11 protein-coding genes are annotated in these 15,904 nt (G+C 50.7%); 9 read left to right on the forward strand and 2 right to left on the reverse strand.

Annotation, left to right across the window (positions count from 1 at the left end; genetic code table 11):
* Nucleotides 1-69: 69 nt before the first annotated feature.
* From feoB to MMIC_RS05405, 9 genes are all read left to right on the forward strand, one after another.
* Entirely contained in the window at nucleotides 70-2,118 is a 2,049-nt protein-coding gene (gene feoB, locus MMIC_RS05365; protein WP_083530460.1) for a ferrous iron transport protein B, read from the forward strand.
* 89 nt (nucleotides 2,119-2,207) lie between these two features.
* Nucleotides 2,208-3,158 carry an AAA family ATPase gene (locus MMIC_RS05370; protein ID WP_072659430.1) on the forward strand — a complete coding sequence of 317 codons (951 nt, stop codon included), beginning with the start codon at nucleotides 2,208-2,210 and terminating at the stop codon, nucleotides 3,156-3,158.
* Nucleotides 3,159-4,094, forward strand: a complete 936-nt coding sequence (locus MMIC_RS05375; protein ID WP_227819376.1) for a DUF58 domain-containing protein — start codon at nucleotides 3,159-3,161, stop codon at nucleotides 4,092-4,094. It begins immediately after the preceding gene.
* Nucleotides 4,091-4,621 (forward strand): DUF4381 domain-containing protein, encoded by a 531-nt coding sequence (locus MMIC_RS05380; protein WP_227819377.1) that lies wholly within the window; start codon nucleotides 4,091-4,093, stop codon nucleotides 4,619-4,621. Before MMIC_RS05375 ends, MMIC_RS05380 begins: the two co-directional genes overlap by 4 nt.
* Nucleotides 4,621-5,640, forward strand: a complete 1,020-nt coding sequence (locus tag MMIC_RS05385; protein ID WP_072659431.1) for a vWA domain-containing protein — start codon at nucleotides 4,621-4,623, stop codon at nucleotides 5,638-5,640. The genes MMIC_RS05380 and MMIC_RS05385 overlap by 1 nt, the downstream gene beginning before the upstream one ends.
* Nucleotides 5,565-7,511, forward strand: a complete 1,947-nt coding sequence (locus MMIC_RS05390) for a VWA domain-containing protein (protein ID WP_227819378.1) — start codon at nucleotides 5,565-5,567, stop codon at nucleotides 7,509-7,511. Before MMIC_RS05385 ends, MMIC_RS05390 begins: the two co-directional genes overlap by 76 nt.
* 32 nt (nucleotides 7,512-7,543) lie before the next feature.
* A complete protein-coding gene (locus MMIC_RS05395; RefSeq protein ID WP_171966464.1) occupies nucleotides 7,544-9,187 on the forward strand; it encodes a BatD family protein in 1,644 nt (547 codons plus the stop codon).
* 241 nt (nucleotides 9,188-9,428) lie between these two features.
* Nucleotides 9,429-12,167, forward strand: a complete 2,739-nt coding sequence (locus MMIC_RS05400; protein WP_072659434.1) for a PAS domain S-box protein — start codon at nucleotides 9,429-9,431, stop codon at nucleotides 12,165-12,167.
* Between the two features lie 208 nt (nucleotides 12,168-12,375).
* Entirely contained in the window at nucleotides 12,376-12,663 is a 288-nt protein-coding gene (locus tag MMIC_RS05405; RefSeq protein ID WP_072659435.1) for a hypothetical protein, read from the forward strand.
* Here MMIC_RS05405 and MMIC_RS05410 read toward each other — a convergent pair.
* Both MMIC_RS05410 and MMIC_RS12690 read right to left on the reverse strand, forming a co-directional pair.
* A complete protein-coding gene (locus tag MMIC_RS05410) occupies nucleotides 12,660-15,740 on the reverse strand; it encodes an efflux RND transporter permease subunit (RefSeq protein WP_072659436.1) in 3,081 nt (1,026 codons plus the stop codon). The two genes, MMIC_RS05405 and MMIC_RS05410, sit on opposite strands and share 4 nt — an antisense overlap.
* Nucleotides 15,737-15,904 (reverse strand): hypothetical protein, encoded by a 168-nt coding sequence (locus MMIC_RS12690; protein WP_171966465.1) that lies wholly within the window; start codon nucleotides 15,902-15,904, stop codon nucleotides 15,737-15,739. The genes MMIC_RS05410 and MMIC_RS12690 overlap by 4 nt, the downstream gene beginning before the upstream one ends.

Here is a 15,904-nt window from a genome sequence, read left to right on the forward strand (position 1 = left end):
AGAAATTGTATCGATGCGACAGGTGTCGACTTGCCGCGGCCCGGAATCAGAGTAAATTCTGCCGCGCTTATGCAGGAATCCGACACAATTCAGCCGCTGACATGGCATGAACACATCTACCGCGGCGAAAATCGTCTGCGCGTGGCACTGGTTGGCCAGCATAACAGCGGCAAAAGCACCATCTTTCACGCCGTCGCAAGTACCAGTTATCGCACAGGTAAACTGACAGGTACGCACAAACCATATGCGGAATGCCCGGTTCAGATCGGCGCGGATGAAGTACACCTGGTTGATCTTCCCGACCTGCAATCACTGCGCGATCTGCAGGGTGATGATCTGGAAGCATTGAAATATCTGCTCTGGGGAGATGCACGTCCGCTGATCTCACGCCATGAGCGCTCTGAACCTCCCGCACCATTTTCACGCCCCGATGTGCTTGTTTATGTGATTGATGCAAGTTCCCTGCAGCAGAGCCTCGAACTGGCCCTTGAACTGCCTGAGCTGGGTCTGCCTGTCGTAATTGCCTTAAACATGATGGATGAAGCTCACCGGAAAGGTGTGGAGATTGATAAAGATCTGCTTTCTGAAAAGCTGGGAGTGCCGGTCATCCCAACGGTTGCCCTGAAAGGGCACGGCCTGACCGAGCTGTTTCAGCAGATTTTAAAAACCGGCAGGAAACCGGTCTGCCCGCTACCACAGCCTGCCAGCCCGCATATCCAGGCATGGGCAAAAAAGCTTCATGAGGCGATTGACCAGCCTGAAATCAATGAAGCCTTCGCCATGCCCGGCAGTATGCTGACGATGAACCTGCTGGAAAAAGATGCCTATTTTCTCTCAGAGTTTGAAAGTCACTTCCCGGAAACCTTGCCTGCCATCAGGGCGCTGCATAGCGAAGCCGATAAAACCCTGCCGCGACCGTTGACCGATGAGGTCCATGCTGATCGCCACCACCGCTCTGTCGTCCTGTTTGAAGACGTAGCCAGACTGGTTCATAAACCAAAAATAAGCTGGGAAGATCGCCTCGACATGTTATTCCTGCATCCAAGCTGGGGACTGATCGGCTCACTCAGTGTTTTTGCGGCTGTGCTGTTCATGGTCTTTGAGGTCAGTACAGCGCTGGATGCCATGTCTGCAGCCCGGCTAGCAGATATGGTTTCAGGCTGGCAGCCGGATACCGCGACCGGTGTGATTGGTCGCGCTGTAGTTGATGGCCTGATTGGCCTGATCGGCATTGTCGTACCTTATATGCTACCGCTGGTACTGATGCTGGTGGCTCTGGAAGAGAGTGGCATCATGCACCGCATCGCTTTTGTCGTAGACCGTTTTTTCCATGCCATTGGCCTGCACGGCAAGGTGGCAGTGCCGTTCCTGCTGGGGCTTGGCTGCAACGTGCCCGCCATTGCTGCAACAAAAGGATTATCCAGCGGCCGTGACCGTGTGGTGTCATCACTCTTGATTACCTTTGTGCCCTGCTCGGCCCGCTCAGCCATTGTATTAGCGCTGGGGGCCAAATATCTCGGTGTCATGGGTGTATTCCTGCTGTTCACACTGAGTTTGCTGGTCATTGCGATTCTTGGCCGCCTGTTATCACACCGCTATCCGGAAATAAGCCCTGGCATGATTCAGGAAATCCCGGCTTACGGTTGGCCGAAGATGCAGCCGCTACTGTCATCCACCTGGAGCCGTACCCGTGACATTCTCACGATTGTTACGCCACTGCTGGTAGGCGGCAGTGTGATTCTTGCCCTGCTGCAATTTGCAGGCGCCGATCAGATCATCAATACCGCTCTGGCCCCGGTTACTGTCTGGGCGCTGGGTCTGCCAGCTGTGCTCGGTGTACCTATTCTGTTCGGTGTATTAAGGAAAGAGCTGTCTTTGGTGATGATATATCAGGCACTGGGGACCTTTGAAGTCGGGCAGGTACTGGACAGTATTCAGATCACCACTTTCCTCGTTTTCCTGCTCTTCTACATTCCCTGCGTCTCCACCTTTGCCGTGATGCTGAAAGTGATCGGCCGCAAGGAGGCATTCTTCTCTATTGCCCTCTCCATCGGCGTGGCGTTGATTGTTGCCCTGATCACCCGCTTTTTCCTGACCGGCATGCATGGACTGACCTAGGGCCTGTTCACAGCAACTACAACTGGAAAAGAAACCAGTCCATTTGTTAAGATTCCGCCAGCCTGGAGAAAGGCTCAGAGGAGAAGCACATGTCAAATCCCATTCATCAATTGAATGAACAGATCGGCCAGCGTATTCTGGGACAAGAGAAGCTGATCAATCGCATGCTGATCGCCCTGCTGGCTGACGGACATCTGCTGGTTGAAGGTGCTCCCGGCCTGGCCAAAACAAAAGCGATCAAGGTGTTATCTGATGGTATCGAAGGCGATTTCCATCGTGTCCAGTTCACCCCCGATCTGCTGCCATCGGATCTGACCGGCACAGAAGTGTACCGGCCACAGGATGCCTCTTTTCATTTCCAGGCAGGCCCTCTGTTTCACAACCTGATTCTGGCTGATGAGATTAACCGTTCACCGGCCAAGGTACAGGCAGCTCTGCTCGAAGCGATGGCCGAGCGCCAGATTACAGTCGGCAAAGTCACCCATACTCTGCCAGAACTGTTTCTGGTTATGGCGACACAGAACCCGATTGAACAGGAAGGCACCTATCCACTGCCGGAAGCGCAGCTGGACCGTTTCCTTATGCATGTCACTATCGACTATCCGGACGCTGAAACCGAGAAGGCGATTCTGCGACTGGCCAGAGGTGAGTTTAATCAGCAGGTTGTGATTGAGCAGTGTGTCACTCAGGCCGATCTATTTGCTGCGCGAAAAGAGGTCATAGGTATGCATATGGCTGAATCGCTGGAGGATTATATTGTCCACCTGGTCATGGCGACGCGCCAACCGGAAAAATACAGCAAGCAGTTGGCCGACTGGATTCAATATGCCGCCAGTCCGCGGGCCACGATTGCACTGGATCGCTGCTCACGTGCACATGCATGGTTAAGCGGTCGCGATTATGTAAGTCCGGAAGATATCCAGGCCATTGCTCCGGATGTGTTACGCCACCGTCTGCTGCTGAGTTTCGAAGCGGAAGCAGCCGGCATCAGCAGCGATGATGTGATAACCGAACTGCTCGGACGTGTCGCTGTCCCGTAAATGAAACCATTGACCATGCAGCGGCCAAACCCGCTGCAGCCCGAACTGGAATATCTGATTCGCCTGCAACGCCCCGCCGCAACGCTGCAGCTTCGGGAAGGTTATCCACGCGCCCTGATGGCAGGAGGTCACCTCTCCCGCTTTCAGGGGCGCGGCATCGAATTTGATGAAGTACGCCCATATCAGCCGGGAGATGATATTCGTAGCATGGACTGGCGGGTCACCGCACGAACCGGCAAACCGCACACCAAGCTGTTCAGGGAAGAGCGCGAACGACCGGCGCTATTATTGCTGGATATGCGACCGGCCATGTTTTTTGCCACGCGAGGCGCATTGAAGGCTGTGATTGCTGCCGAATGCGCCACTCTGCTGGCATGGAGTATCATGCATCATGGGGATCGGGTCGGCAGCATGTTATTCGATGCAAGTGCTGCAAAAACATCCGCTCTGATTCGGCCTGGCCGTGGCAAGCGATCCGTGATGCGTCTGCTTGGCAATATCGTCAATCATCCCCAGTGGCAACAGCGAACGAATGGGCAAGGTGCATCACTGTTTTCCGCATTACAGAAAGCTTCGCATGCAGCGCTAACCGGCAGCATGCTGATGATAGTCAGTGATGGCAGAGGCATTGATGAGGCCTGTGTCATATTACTCAGGCAGTTGCTGAAGCATCACAATATTGTGTTTGTACTGGTGTACGATCAGTTTGAGGCGGAGATGACCGATGTCGGTCTCTTGCAGGCTTCCGATGGATATACAGTAAAACAGGCTGATACCGCGAGCCGTGCTGTACGCAATAAGCATAGTGAGCGCTTTGCCGAACGGCGCGATGCCCTGCAAAGACTGGATATGCTGCCCGGTTTTTTCCTGATCGAATGTGCCACTACGGATGATCCGTACACTGCTCTGCAGACCAGACTGGGGATTAGCCGATGAATGGCATGCCCGTTACGAACAACGCAACTGATCCGCTTGCCGAACTGCGTGATATTCACATGCCTGATCCCGTATCGTGGTGGCCTCCCGCTCCCGGCTGGTGGCTGCTGTTCATTTGTACGATATTGCTTACAGGGCTAGTGATCTGGTGGTGGCGCAAGCATGATGCTGCCCGCAATCAACCGCTGATAGTGAGCTATTCACGGGATCAGGTTTTAGCGGCTGCCATGCAGGAGTTAAACAGACTTGAACCCGCAACGGGCGTCGATGACAACACTGTTGTTGCTGATCTTTCGGCCCTGTTGCGCCGTATTGCCATGCAGCTGGCTGACGAGAAAGAGCAGCAGCTTGTAGCAGGATTAAGCGGAGAGGCCTGGTTAAACTGGCTGGATTCACAATGGCAGCAGGATAGTTTCTGTCTTGGTGAAGGACGATTACTTCTCGATGCGCCTTACCGGCCATATTCAATGCAGGATAGCCGGAGACTGTACGATATCACCCGCCAGTGGCTGGAGGCGCAACGCTGATGGCCACCTCCCTATCTCTGACATCGATTTCTCTGGAATTTCTCTGGGCCCTGTTGCTGCTGCCATTGCCGTTGCTGGTGCGCTTCTGGATGCCCCCTGTATCACAGTCCGGCAATGTGGCATGGGTACCGTTTGCGAGTGAACTGGAAGCAGGAGACGGCACGAAACCAACATCTGGCAGCAGTTTGCGGCTGGCTTTAGCAGTGATCACCTGGTTATTACTGGTGCTGGCGGCAGCGCGCCCTGAATGGCAAGGCGATGCGGTGGAATTGCCAGTCAGCGGCCGGGACCTGTTACTAGCTGTGGATATTTCCGGTTCCATGCAGACACAGGATTTCGTGTTATCCGGACGCCAGACCGACCGGCTGACTGCCACCAAAGCCGTTGCCAATGCCTTTATCAAAAGAAGAGAGGGTGATCGTATCGGCCTGATTCTGTTCGGCTCCAAAGCCTATGTGCAGACGCCACTGACGTTTGACCGTGATACCGTGAGCATACTGATGAATGAAGCCGTGATCGGTCTGGCGGGTGAGGAAACGGCTATTGGTGATGCCATTGGTCTGGCTGTAAAACGATTAAAGCAGGGGGAAACAGCTGCGAGTACCGATCAGGTATTGATCCTGTTAACCGACGGGGTGAATACCGCCGGTGTAGTCTCTCCCGATCAGGCGGCGGAGTTGGCCGTCAAAGCAGGTCTGACCATCTACACCATCGGTATTGGTGCAGATGCCATGATCGTACGCTCCTTTTTCGGTAACCGGCAAGTGAACCCCTCAGCTCAACTGGATGAAAAAACACTGACTCAAATTGCCGAACTGACCGGCGGCAAATATTTCAGAGCTCGTGATACCGAAGCATTGCAACAGATCTATCGCATCATTGATAAACTTGAGCCGGTGGAAAAAGATGCGCAGATGTTCCGACCCCGTCATGCCCTGTTCATGTGGCCGCTTGGATTGGCGCTAATGCTGACAGCCGGATTGCTGCTTTCGATGACACCCGTAGTGAGGCGGCGTTGATGGAATTGCTGGCTGATTTCCATTTTCTGCGCCCATGGTGGTTGCTGCTTATTCCATTGTGGCTGTGGCTGGCTGCGTATGTCTGGCGCACCTGCAGCAGTAACAACGGCTGGGCGGCACTGTGTGATCCGGTGATGCTGAAGTATCTGGTTGGGGAAACTGTCTCACAACAGCGCCCAAAAGCAGTCCTGATTGCTCTGATGACTGGAGGGGTACTGGCTTGTACTGCGCTGGCAGGCCCTGTATTTCAGCAATTGCCACAGCCGTTGTTCCAGAGCCAGTCTGCCATGGTGATCGGGCTGGATTTGTCCCGCTCCATGCTGGCTGAGGATTTGAAACCCAACAGGCTCGCTCGCGCCAAACAGAAGTTACAGGATATCCTGGCTCTGCGCAGAGAGGGACAGACGGGACTGATCGTATTTGCCGGTTCAGCTTTTGATGTGGTGCCGTTGACCACGGATAACCGGGCGATTCTTGCCATGCTGGATTCCCTTCATCCCTCGATGATGCCCGCTCAGGGTAGCAAGGCGTCAGCAGCCCTTGAACATGCCTATGCGATGTTCAAGCGTGGAGCAATCTCAAATGGCCATGTATTGCTGCTGACCGATGGTGTGGATGCAGCCGCCAGTGCAAGCGCAGAGCGCCTGCAACAAGCCGGACACCGGGTCAGTGTGTTCGGCGTGGGTACAGAAGACGGGGCACCGATACCTGTCTCAGGCAGCAACGAGCAAGGTGGCTTTCTCAAGGATGGTGCCGGAAACATCATCATCCCGCGCTTGAATCAGGCGGAATTATCCTTACTGGCAGATACTGGAGGTGGTATCTATCGCGCCATCCGTTTTGATGATTCGGATATAAACAGCCTGCCGGATCTGATTCCTTCACAGGCCGCCGAAAGCAGGAAAGAGAGCATGCAGACCGACCGCTGGCGTGAGGAAGGGCCGTGGTTACTGCTGGTATTGCTACTGCCTTTATTGAGTCTGGCCTTCAGGCGTGGCCTGCTGTTGCTTTTACTGGTGCTGCCATTCGGTTTTTCCGACAGTGCTTATGCCATGGCGTGGCAGGACTGGTGGCAGACAAGAGACCAGCAGGGACAGGCTCTGATACAACAGGATGCCGACGACGCCGCCAGCCGCTTTGAAAACCCGGACTGGAAAGCCGCCGCCCAGTACCGTGCAGGCAAATACAAGGAGTCCGCTGATACGCTAACAAGCACCGAACATGCGGATGGCTGGTATAATCGCGGTAATGCTTTGGCAAAAGCAGGTGATTTGAAGGGTGCTGCAAAGGCCTATGAACAGGCTCTGGCGAAAGATGCAGCGCATGAAGATGCGCAGTTTAATCTTGAACTGGTGAAAAAAGCCCAACAGAAATCTGAACAACAGCAGTCTGATCAGAATCAGTCGGGTGACGGGCAACCGTCTGATGAACAAGGTGATCAGCAGCAGAGCAATGAAAAGCAGGAGCAATCATCCAGTCAATCGGATAGTGGCGATCGGCAAGATAAATCCGGCAATCAGTCTGAACAGGATGCTCAGCCGGAGCAGAGTGCTGCGGATAACAATGAGCAACAGGAAAACAACCAGCAAGATGACAAGCCGCAACCTGAGCAGAACCAGGCCGGTGATGAACAGAAAGAGCAATCCAGCCAGCAGTCGCAGGCAGAGTCTGGTGATAAGGAAGAAGAGCAGTCCGAACAGGCGGCACAGACAGAGCAAGCTGATGAGCAGCAAAGCGAAGAGATGAAAGCCAGCCAGCAATGGTTAAGGCGAATCCCGGATGATCCGGGGGGATTGCTGAAACGTAAATTTCAGTATCAGTACAGGCAGCAGGGAGAACAGTCCGGAAATAAGGGGACACAGACATGGTGAAGATGGCGTACAAATGTTGTTTATTGGTGCTTATGATGTGGTGCGGCCAGGCCGTGGCTGCTGTCACGGTGCAAGTAGATCGCTTCAACATCAGCGAAAATGAAACGGTGAACCTGAGCATTGAAATCAGTAGTGATGACAGTGGTGAACCGCAGACAGATGTGCTGCAGAAAGATTTCGACATCCTTGCAAATAATCAGAGCACCTCATACAGCCTGATCAATGGTTCAATGAACAGGAAAGCAAGCTGGAATATTGTATTACGCCCCAAACGAAACGGCACATTGATCATTCCAGCCATGAAAGTCGGATCTGCCACTACCCGCACGATTTCCATTCAGGTCAGCAAAGAAAAAACGCGCAGCGCTACCGGAGAGCAGCCAAGCGGCGATATCTGGATGGATATGGAGATAGAGCCGAAGCAGGTGAAAGTGCAGCAGCAGGCTATCATCACGGTTCGTATTTATCAGGCTGTATCGTTGAATCAAGGGCAGCTGAGCGAGCCGAAACCCACACATGCCATTATTGAGAGGCTCGGTGAAGACGCCACCTATCAGGTCACAAAAAACAGTCGCAACTGGCATGTCACTGAGCGCAGTTATGCCCTGTTTCCTCAGCAAAGCGGCTTAATGGAAATTGAACCGCTGCAGCTTGATGGTTCCATATTGATTGGCTCCGGCTTCTACCAGTCGACCAAACCCATACGCATTCGCTCAAATTCCCTGAGCCTGAATGTGGAAGGGATACCTGATGCCTGGGCCCATCGTGAATGGTTACCGGCTAAACAGCTCAAGCTGGAAGAATCATGGCCACAATCTTCTGAATACATTGTAGGAGAACCGATCACCCGAACTTTGCGTATATCTGCTGATGGCGTGACATCCAGCCAGCTACCGGCTCTTGCCAGTGAGTTGCCTGATCATCTAAAAGCATATCCTGACAAACCTGCGCTGAGCGATGATAAACAGAAAAACGGCATTACGGGCGTGCGACAGGAGAAAATTGCCATCATGCCAACCAGACCCGGCACTTATATTCTGCCCGAAATAGGCCTGCACTGGTGGAATAGTGAAACAGACCAGGTTGAAGAAGTGATTATCCCGGCACGCAGCTTCAAGGTTATTGCAGATAAAGCGGCCAATATGCCTGCAGTCACCCCGAAAGCTCCTGAATCATCAAACAGCACTGAAACGAACCCGCCACTTCCTCCTGCTCAGAATGGTCAGCATGACTCATCCTGGTGGCGGTGGCTGGCAACATTTTCCAGCACAGGCTGGCTGTTAACACTGGCCTGGCTGTGGCGTTCCCGAAGAAAGCATGCAGGCACAACGCCTGATGCAGAGAAGAACCGCACTTTGAGCAGGAATGAGGCCCTCAAGGCAGTTGAACAAGCCGTTCAAAGTCATGATCTCAAAGCTTGTGAAATGGCTTTATTACAGCTTGCTGAAGCGCAGAACTCTTCCTCGCCACCGAAATCACTCTCATCACTGGTTAAACAGTGTCACAGCGAGGCAGCTCAAGACGTGCTGGCGCTTGAAAAAGCAATCTATGCAAACATCCAAACAGACTGGGATGGCAAAACCCTGTTGCAGACCATAAAAGAAGGACGTTTTATTAAAGAGCCTGAAATAAACGGGGATAAGCAGAAAGCGCTGCCGGGACTCTATCCGGATTAACCGACAGCAGCCTCACTCATAGCCACTGCCTGGCTTCTTCAAGGCTGTGGAAACAGGCACACTCAAACACCTGATCCTGCACATTGCAGCAAACATCTACGTGAATCCGGACAAGGATAATCGCCGGTGCGAGTGAACATCGATTAAAGGATCAGGATAAATCACCGATATATATCTATGGCTTTGTTTGAAGCAAAGTGATGCAGCTGTTTCACACATCATATTGTGCTAGGGAGTATTGATGAAGCTCAGATCATGGCTTTTTCTGTTCATCATAATGGCATGTTCCAGCCCTGCCCTTGCTGCAGTCGGAGCTGGAAAAATATTAAAAGTGGCCATCGATGCAGAATACCCTCCCTATGAATTTATTTCAGAGAACGGGCAAGTGCACGGTTATAATCATGATGTCCTGTTAGCACTTGAGCCAATACTGCATGTGACATTCCAATTCATGCCAATGGCATGGCCAAGTGCTGTCAAATCACTTGAATCAGGTAGCGTTGATCTGGTGAGCATGATTGCTGCGCCTGAAAGAAAACATCTTTACGAATTTTCAAATCCTCACAGCAAAATTTATCAGGCATTATTCATCAACAGGGTTTCTTCCCTGACCGGCCTTGAGGACCTTGCTGGTCACAAAATCGCATTTCAGAAAAATGATATTTCCCTGTTACATTTCCGTCATCGTAATGACATAGAGAAAGTCATTGTCTCCAGCAAGGAAGAAGGTTTTACACTTTTACAAAAAGGAGTAATTGCCGGTTTTTTCGCAGCAGATAAAGCAGGATCAACTCACATTACAGAACATGGTTTTAATCACTTTCTGATCGAAAAATCGGCTGGGGGGCTATTCGAACAGCCTTTTGCCTTTGCTGCCAAAAAGGGGCGCAGCAAGCTTATATCTGAAATAAACCGAGGATTGATACTTCTGGAGCAATCAAGCGCTATCGACGTTTTAAAACAAAAATGGTTGATGGAGAAACCATCCATCTGGCATGATCACAAGCCAAGCATTATTTTCTTTTTGAGCATCCTTATATGTGTACTCATCATAGTCATCATTCTGAAACAACTGCTATCAAAAAGAACCCGTCAGCTCGCAATCACTAACAAAAGATACCGCTCCCTCTATAACGATTCGCCAATCCCGTTTTGCACCATGGATATGCATGGGAAGATTCTGCTGGTTAATAAAGCCTGGCTAGATCTTCTGGAATGGCCAGAAAATCAAATTGTTGGGTTATATTTCAAGGACCTGATTCCAGAGTTTGAGCTTGACGCGTTTACATCAAAATTCGATAAATTTATACGCGAGAAACAAATCAAACACTGCCCTTGTACACTCATCACCAAAAGCGAGAAGATTCTGGATGTGATTATTGATGGGAGAGTCCTGCATCGTTCACAAAATGAAGTGCATTGCTCTATTCAGGATGTCACGGTTGCAAAAGCTGCAGAACGTGAACGCAACAAACTTTTAACTGCGATCGATAAATCGGCTGAGGCGATTGTGATCACCTCCCCGAATGGAAGCATTGAATTTATTAATCATGCATTTACTGAAATTACGGGTTATTCCAGTGATGAGGCCATAGGGCAAAACCCGCGAATTCTAAAAAGCGGCAATCAGGGGGATGATTACTATGAAAAGATGTGGGAAGACCTTCTGCTAAACTCCAAGTGGCAGGGGCGAATTACAAACCGTAAAAAAGATGGTTCATTTTACCCAGCACTACTGACTATTGCGGCAGTGAAAAACAAGTCAGGGGATACAGTGAACTATATCGGTATCCAGCAGGATATGAGCCAACAGGAAAAACTGGAAGAACAGTTTCATCAGGCACAAAAAATGGAGGCCCTTGGTACCCTTGTTGGTGGAATTGCTCATGATTTTAATAACTCATTGGCAGCAATTAGTGGTAATGTATTTCTGGCACAGCAAATTCTGCACGATCATGAGGCTGTACACTCACGGTTGGATGTCATTCAACAGTCTGTAGATCACTCAGCATCCATCATCCGTCAATTACTTTCATTTTCTCGTAAAGGGATGGGTGAAAGTTCAGAAACCTCTATTTTGCCCTTTCTGAAAGAATTCGAAAAATTCTATGAAACTTTATTACCTGAAAACATATCGCTCTCACTCAGTTTCAACCTTGATGAAGAACAAGCTATGGTCGATGTAAACCTTTTCCAGCAGGCTTTAAATAATGTCGTAAACAATGCGGTATATGCAGCTGCTCATGCCAGCGATAGTGAACCCAGAGTGACGATCAACGCTTGTATAGTGGATAAAAGTGAACGCTTTTTAAGGCAACAAGAGGCAACAGAACGCTTTTATATAAAAATATCGGTATCTGATAATGGTAATGGCATTGAAGAAAGAGATATGCCCTTTGTATTTGACCCATTTTACACCACCAAACCAGAGGGAAGCGGTTCCGGCCTGGGGCTATCCATGGTTTATGGAATGATAACGTCTCACCATGGCTTTATTGATATTGATTCAGTGGTAAATCAGGGAACCACATGCTCTTTATATTTACCAATGCTGGAAGAAAAAACTGAAACTCACCCTGCGAAAATTCGCAAACTCTTTCGAGGAAATGGTGAATTAATACTACTTGTAGATGATCAGCATGTTATCTTACAGACAACTGGAGACATGTTGAAGTCTCTGAATTATAAAGTAATAACTGCTGACGATGGCATCATGGGTTTTGAAACTTTTGAAAAACATCGAAATGAAATAGCCCTTGTGGTTAGTGATATTGTCATGCCTAAAATGGGCGGCATTGAAATGGCCAGAAGAATCAAAAAGCTTAGGCCGGAAACCAAGGTGATCTTTGTTTCGGGATATTCGACTGAACAGATCGGCAATAAAATTCCGCCCGCAGTAAAAAATTGTCCCATTGTCAGTAAACCATTCAAAATATCCGAGCTGAGTGAAATCATCAAAAACGAATTGCTTGATGATTAAAGTTCAATGACTGGTTTGAGCTAACTATTGGCGTATTCAGGATGCGCAGATTTACACAGTATCTCTGGCTACCAATGTTGAACGTCTAAATCAGCAACGACCTAATGCAAGCCTTCATTTGATTCGTTGTTTTTGTGATGAAAGGCACTGACAGCACATCAGCACCCATCTAGAAATCGGGGTTCACCATCTACCTGGAGGTCGAACCATGAAAAAAGTGATGATCATTTCCTTGATGATCTTTGGCCTGATGAATGCGCCACAACTGGCAACAGCTGAAGAGAACTTGTGGCAGGAAGCCAAGCTCAGTGCCCATTCCGCATGGGAAAACACGAAGGCATTGGCATCTGAGGCTGCTGACTGGACTGTGCAACACTCCCGCTCGGCATGGCATACAACCAGCAAAGCGGCAAGTGAAGCAGCCGAGTGGACCGGCGAAAAAGCGCAGCAGGGGTGGCACGCCACCCGTGAAATGGCTGAAGAGCTGAAAAGTTAAGCCAACTTTTCAGCCAATTCCAATTCCTGCTCGCTGTTAACCACTTCGCTGGCACGATCTTTGGCCAGCAGGATGTAAACAGCCGGCACCACAAACAAGGTAAACAGTGTACCAATCGACAGGCCTGTGAAAATAACCAGCCCCATCGAGTAGCGGCCTGCCGCGCCCGCGCCACTGGCCAGCACCAGTGGCAATACGCCCAGCACCATGGCAGCCGTTGTCATCAAAATGGGACGCAGACGCACAGATGAAGCCTCAATAATCGCATCCAGCTTTGATCTGCCCTGCAATTGCAACTCATTGGCAAACTGCACCATCAATATGCCATGTTTACTGATCAGCCCCATCAGGGTGACCAGTCCCACCTGCGTATAAATATTGATCGAAGCAAGACCGACATTGATAAACAGCAGTGCACCCAATAGTGCAAGCGGCACAGAAACCAGAATCACCAGAGGATCACGAAAACTGTTAAACTGGATAGACAATGCCAGGAAAACAATCACGATGGCAAACAGCATAGTGAAAACGAATCCGCCGGATTCCTGCATATACTGGCGTGACGGGCCAGCATAATCCGGATTATAACCGGCCGGTGCTGCTTCATTCAGTGCCTGCTGCATGAAATCCAGCACCTGCTGCTGTGATACACCCGGTGCATATACACCGGAAATCGTAGCCGAATTCAGTTGTTGGAAACGGTTAATCGACTCCGGCACCACTTCATGCGTGATGGAGGCAAACGTAGATGCACTGATCATTTCACCCGATGGTGTGCGAACCTGGTAATCCAGCACCTGCTCAGGATTAAGTCTGTGCTCCTGTGCCACCTGCGGCATCACCCGATAAGAGCGACCGCCTATCGAGAAGTAGTTCACATAACCGCCACCGAGTGCTGCACCGAGCGCTGCACCGATCCCCTGCTGGGTAAGCCCCAGACTCGTGGCCATATCGCGATCCACCACCAGGGTACTTTGTGGCTTATCAATCTTAAGATCTGAATCGATGAAAAAGAACATGCCGCTGGCCTGAGCCTTGCCCAGCACCTTGCCCACTATCTCATTCAGGTTCTCAAATGACTCTGTCGTTTTGATCACAAACTGCAGTGGCAGACCACCGGAACCCGGCAGGGCCGGAAACTGGAATGCAGCAACGCGAGCGCCGGCAATGGTGCTCCATTTTGCCTGCAGCTCCTGCTGCATCTCTGCTGCACTACGGTCCCTCTCTTCCCAGGGTTTAAACAGCACACCACCCATGCCCTGATTCGTTGTCGGGATACCGGTCAGCTGGAACATCTGGTCATATTCAGGCAGATCACGTGCAAGCTGGTATGCCTGATCAGCATAGGCAGCCATCTGCTGAGCAGTGGCGTTGGGTGCTCCCACCACATGTGCCATCACAATACCCTGATCTTCTTCCGGTGCCAGTTCCGCTTTGGAAGTAGCAAAGAGATAAACCACACCAACCAGCAACAGCGCCCCCATCACTACCATCACCGGCCAGGTTTCCAATGTGCCTGTGAGTCGACTCTGGTAGCCACCGTGCAGGCGTGAGAACTGACGATTGATAAATTCAACCAGTCCGGATTCCTGCTGTTTGGGCTTGAACAACTTAGAGGTCATCATTGGCGAGAGTGTTAACGCCACTATCCCTGAAATCGTTACTGCTCCGGCCAGCGTAAATGCAAACTCGGTAAACAGTGCCCCGGTCAAACCACCCTGAAAACCGATCGGCACATAGGCAGCAATCAGCACGACCGTCATGGCAATAATCGGACCGCCCAGTTCGCGCGCAGCAAGTAGCGCTGCTTCAAACGGGCTTTTACCCTCATCATGCATATGCCTGTCAACATTCTCCACAACAATAATCGCATCATCGACCACCAGGCCGATTGCCAATACCAGTGATAAAAGTGTGAGCAGGTTGATGGTATAGCCCAGCGCCTGCATCATGAAAAATGCACCAATCAGTGATAACGGAATCGCCACCAGCGGCACAATAACCGCCCGCCAGTTACCAAGGAAAACAAACACTACAAGAGCCACGATCAGCAAAGCCTCAAAGAGTGTTTTGACCACCTCATCGATCGAGCTCTGGATAAATTTGGTGCCGTCATAAACGATTTTGCCACTCAGGCCGTTAGGCATCTGCCCCTGAATTGAAGGAAAGGCATCACGTACGCGCTGGACAACCTCCAGCACATTAGCCTCCGGAGCCACTTTGATACCAATAAATACAGATTTATCACCATCAAACGCCGTAGCCAGATTGTAATCTTCTGCACCGAGCACCACATTGGCGATGTCTTCCAGACGCACAATCGCACCATCTTTTTCCCGAATAGCCAGTCGTTTGAACTCATCAACAGAGTGCAGATTGGTTGCAGCATTCAGATCAACACTGACCATCTGTCCCTTACTGCTACCCAGAGCGGCCAGATAGTTATTTGCGGCCAGGGCTGAGTATACCTCAGAGGCAGAAATACCGTAGGCAGCCATACGCGCAGGATCAAGCCAGGCACGCAAGGCAAACTGACGTGCACCGATAATCTCAGCCCGCTGAACGCCCTCAATACCATCGAGCTGGGGTTTGACCACCCTTAACAGATAATCGGTGACATTGTTATTGGCCAGTACATCGCTGAAAAATCCCATATACATGGAATCAATCGTTTCACCCACCTGCACAGTGAGCACAGGCTGCTGCGCTTCTGCCGGCAACTGGTTAAGCACCGCATTCACTTTGGCATTGATATCCGTAAGTGCCCTGTTTGAATCGTAGTTCAGCCTTAATGTTGCACTGATGGTAGAAGCACCGCTAACGCTGACCGAGGATAGATAATCGATACCTTCAGCCTGAGCAATAGCAGTCTCCAGCGGCTGGGTAATAAAGCCTGAAATCGTTTCGGCATCGGCTCCATAATAGACTGTGCTCACCGTCACCACGGCATTCTGTGTTTCAGGATACTGGCGAATCGGCATATTCATCATCGCCTGAAGCCCCAGCACCAGCAGCAGTAAACTGATGGTAGTTGCCAGTACAGGCTTGCGGATAAAGATGTCTGTATAATTATTCATGCCGCACCTCCATGCTCCTCACCATCATTGCGAGCTTTGCCCGTCCAAACGGCAGTCCTGCCTTTTTGTGCAACACTCTGCGAGCGCGCAATAGTGCGTGTAGCTTTGGCAATTCCGCTATCGTGAAGTGAGAGCACCACTGCTTGCTCCTGAAAGAATATCAT

The organism is Mariprofundus micogutta, assembly GCF_001895085.1.
Lineage (GTDB): Bacteria > Pseudomonadota > Zetaproteobacteria > Mariprofundales > Mariprofundaceae > Mariprofundus > Mariprofundus micogutta.

Coding starts and splice junctions, on each gene's coding strand:
- feoB (WP_083530460.1), top strand. CDS start 70: ATGCAGGAATCCGACACAATTCAGCCGCTGACATGGCATGAACACATC.
- MMIC_RS05370 (WP_072659430.1), top strand. CDS start 2,208: ATGTCAAATCCCATTCATCAATTGAATGAACAGATCGGCCAGCGTATT.
- MMIC_RS05375 (WP_227819376.1), top strand. CDS start 3,159: ATGAAACCATTGACCATGCAGCGGCCAAACCCGCTGCAGCCCGAACTG.
- MMIC_RS05380 (WP_227819377.1), top strand. CDS start 4,091: ATGAATGGCATGCCCGTTACGAACAACGCAACTGATCCGCTTGCCGAA.
- MMIC_RS05385 (WP_072659431.1), top strand. CDS start 4,621: ATGGCCACCTCCCTATCTCTGACATCGATTTCTCTGGAATTTCTCTGG.
- MMIC_RS05395 (WP_171966464.1), top strand. CDS start 7,544: ATGATGTGGTGCGGCCAGGCCGTGGCTGCTGTCACGGTGCAAGTAGAT.
- MMIC_RS05400 (WP_072659434.1), top strand. CDS start 9,429: ATGAAGCTCAGATCATGGCTTTTTCTGTTCATCATAATGGCATGTTCC.
- MMIC_RS05405 (WP_072659435.1), top strand. CDS start 12,376: ATGAAAAAAGTGATGATCATTTCCTTGATGATCTTTGGCCTGATGAAT.
- MMIC_RS05410 (WP_072659436.1), bottom strand. CDS start 15,740: ATGAATAATTATACAGACATCTTTATCCGCAAGCCTGTACTGGCAACT.
- MMIC_RS12690 (WP_171966465.1), bottom strand. CDS start 15,904: ATGATATTCTTTCAGGAGCAAGCAGTGGTGCTCTCACTTCACGATAGC.